The sequence below is a fragment of the Thermoflavimicrobium dichotomicum genome (assembly GCF_900114055.1).
In the GTDB taxonomy this organism is placed as follows: domain Bacteria; phylum Bacillota; class Bacilli; order Thermoactinomycetales; family Thermoactinomycetaceae; genus Thermoflavimicrobium; species Thermoflavimicrobium dichotomicum.
This window is the reverse complement of record NZ_FORR01000051.1, coordinates 1-3,613: the sequence shown is the minus strand read 5'-3', so window position 1 is coordinate 3,613 and position 3,613 is coordinate 1. Positions and strand designations below refer to the sequence as shown.

Sequence of the window (3,613 nt, the reverse complement as noted above, 5' to 3'; positions counted from 1 at the left end):
GCTCGTTGGTTACCGGATGGCAACCTCGAGTATCTGGGACGAATCGATCATCAGGTGAAGATTCGGGGATACCGGATTGAGCTGGGCGAGATCGAGACCGCTTTACTCCGTTGTGAGGGTGTGAAGGAAGCCATCGTCCTCGCCAAAAAAGATAAAGAAGGTCAAACCTATCTCTGCGCTTATTTTGTAGCAGATAAAAAATGGACGGCTGTTGAATTACGGAATCAACTGGGTGAATCGCTACCTTTTTATATGATGCCAGCTACCTTCATACAGTTAGAGCAAATGCCGCTCACTTCGAATGGAAAAATTGATCGAAAATCCCTTCCCGAACCAGATCAATCCTTGCATACAGGGACGAATTATGAAGGTCCACGGAATCAGGTAGAACAGCAAATGGTTGAGATATGGCAAGAACTGCTAGGTGTTGAACCGATTGGCATTCAGGATAACTATTTTGATCTGGGTGGCGATTCGATTAAAGCGATTCGTTTGATTAGTCGATTGAAAAACCTGGGCTTAAATATTCAGATCGGAGATTTATATCGATACCCTACGATCGGAGAGTTGAGTGATCGCTTGGGACCACAAGAGCAGTTGCAATTGGAAAAAAACAAGAGTATGAAAATGCTGGAGATCGAAGCCCTGAAACAGGAGGTTTTAAAAGGTGCTGGTTGGTCAAAGAGGTCAAATTGAAGATGTTTATCCAATGAGTGATATTCAGCTAGGAATGGTGTATTATTCAGCGAAAAATCCAGAGCTGGCGATTTACCATGACCAGATTGTCTACGAACTCGAAGATGATTCATTTAATGTGAATCTTCTTCAAAAGGCATTGGGCTTGCTGGTATCCAAGCATGAAATATTAAGAACGAGTTTTCATATCGATGAATTCTCCGTGCCAGCTCAAATCGTATGGGATGAAGTTCCTGTTAGGGTGGAGGAAATAGATATCAGTGCCTATTCTGCAGAAGAACAGAGAGTACGGATTCGCCAGTACCTGCTGGAAGATCGGAGTCAGCCATTTGATGTGAAATCGGCTCCACTGTGGCGAATGAAAGTGTTTCGACTCCGTGCCCATCAAGTCGCTTTAGCCTGGATCTTTCACCATGCCATTTTGGATGGATGGAGTGTCGCTTCCTTTATTTCTGAACTCATTGATGTTTATTTCCGGTTGAAGCAAGGTCCCGTTCATGTAAAACCATTGAGAACGAAATATAAAGATTATGTGGTAGAACAAATGGCCATTTCTGAGCAGCCTGAAATGGCCGCCTTCTGGCAGAAGGAGTTACAGGGATATAAGCGGTTGCAACTGTCGGTCTCACTTTCTTCCAATCAACCCGTTACTTGCCTAATTGAAGAACTGGATTCCCATTTGGTAAAGGAATTGAAAAAAGTGGCGCAAGCCAATCAAACCACATTGCGTGCTCTTTCTCTCGCTGCCTTTCTTTCTATGCTATATATGATTTCCTATGAAAATGATCTGACAGTCGGACTTGTGGAAAACGCTCGTCCTTTAGCCGAAGATGCTGATCGCATGTTAGGTTGCTTCTTGAATAGTGTTCCATTCCGCATGACCATCGCCAATGGCATGACGTGGAAAGAGCTGATTCAGCAAGTCCATCAAAAGCAGATTCAGATGAAAACGTATGGTCGCTTTCCATTGATGAAGATTGTAGAAGCGATTGGGGAAACTCGTGTGGACGAGAACCCGATTTTTGATGTGTTGTTCAATTATGTAGACTTTCATGTACTCGAACGGGTGAAAGATCATTCACTCAAAATTTCACAAGAAAGTTACGAGAGAACCAATACCTTACTTGACTTTTCGGTATCCGCTACGTTTAATCATCTCGGCATTCGTGTAACCTCGATGTTGCCCAAAGAAGAGATGCGAAAGCTCTTGGCGTACTATAAACGAGCCTTGCAAGCCTTTATACATCATCTGAATGAGAAAATCGATAAAATCTCTCTTTTATCTGAGAAAGAGCGACATCAACTTTTGATAGAGTTTAACAACACAGATGTGGACTATCCACGGGATAAAACGATTCAGCAACTATTTGAGGAGCAGGTAGAGAAAACACCTGAACAGGTTGCTTTAATTTATCAGGGAGAGTCCATTACATACCAGCAATTGAACAAGATGAGCAATCAGCTCGCTCGGGCATTGAAGAAGAAAGGTGTACAACGAGAGCAAATTGTGGGTATCATTTCCGAGCGTTCGTTTGACATGATTGTAGGATTGCTCGGGATCTTAAAAGCCGGTGGCGCTTATATGCCAATAGATCCCACTTATCCTGCGGATCGGATTGAGTACATGCTCGAAGATAGTGGAATCCGACTCTTAATCGTTCAAAAAGAAGAAATGATTCCGGCTTATTATCAAGGTGAGGTTGTCCTCCTCAGTGATCCACAATGGCAAGAAGAATCCGGCACTAATCTGGAGATCGAAAATACAGCATCCGATCTTGCCTACATTATTTACACCTCCGGTTCAACCGGAAAGCCAAAAGGGATTTTAACCACTCACCGAAATGTTGTGAGAACAATCAAAAATAATGGCTATATCGAGATTACAGAAGACGATCGGATTTTACAGCTCTCCAACTATGCCTTCGATGGCTCTACCTTTGATATTTACAGTGCTTTATTAAATGGAGCCCAACTCGTCTTGGTCTCCAAAGAAGAATTGTTAGATCCTAGAAAACTGGCGAAGTTAATCGTTCAATATCAAATTACGGTTACCTTTATGACAACCGCTCTCTTTAATACCTTGGTTCACTTAGATGTTGATTGTTTTAAGCACATGAGAAAGATTTTATTCGGCGGGGAAAAAGTATCCATCAAACATGTGCAACAAGCATTGGCGTATTTGGGAGAACACAAAATTATTCATGTCTACGGTCCAACCGAAACGACAGTGTTTGCGACTGCTTTCTCTGTTGATCGTTCGATTCTTGAGAGTCAAACAGTTCCGATTGGTAAGCCCATTAGCAATACCACCTGTTATGTTGTTAACCGGGATGGGCAACTTCAGCCAATTGGAATCCCAGGTGAGTTATGTATTGGGGGAGAAGGGTTGGCACGGGGCTATCTCAATCGCCCTGATCTAACAGATGAAAGATTTGTAGAAAATCCTTTTGTCCCCGGCGAGTGGATGTATAAAACAGGGGATTTCGTCCGCATGTTGCCGGATGGAAATATTGAATATCTTGAACGGTTGGATGATCAGGTCAAAATCCGTGGTTTCCGTATTGAGCTAGGGGAGATTACAGATCAATTGTTACAACATCCTCAAATTGAAGAGGCTGTGGTGGTCGCACGGACTGATGAGCAAGGTCATTCGTATCTCTGTGCGTATCTGGTGACAGATGGCCCTTGGACGGTAGCGGAACTACGGGAACATCTGGGCAAATCCTTACCTGAATATATGATTCCTTCGTACTTTGTCGAATTGGAAAAATTACCACTCAATGCCAATGGAAAAGTGGACAAACGCGCGTTGCCTGAACTGTGTGCCGATCTCATGAGCGAAGGGTATGTTGCTCCAACCAATGCGACAGAAGAATCGTTGGTTCAAATTTGGAAAGACGTACTGAAAGTGGAGCAA

The 3,613-nt window shown here is 43.2% G+C and carries 2 protein-coding genes; both read left to right on the top strand.

Going from position 1 to position 3,613, the window contains the following annotated elements:
- On the top strand, positions 1-696 hold a 696-nt coding region (locus BMZ78_RS18205; protein WP_175482566.1), incomplete at its 5' end, for a non-ribosomal peptide synthetase.
- A partial coding sequence (locus tag BMZ78_RS18200) for a non-ribosomal peptide synthetase (RefSeq protein WP_139203370.1) occupies positions 668-3,613 on the top strand: 2,946 nt, incomplete at its 3' end. The genes BMZ78_RS18205 and BMZ78_RS18200, both read left to right, overlap by 29 nt.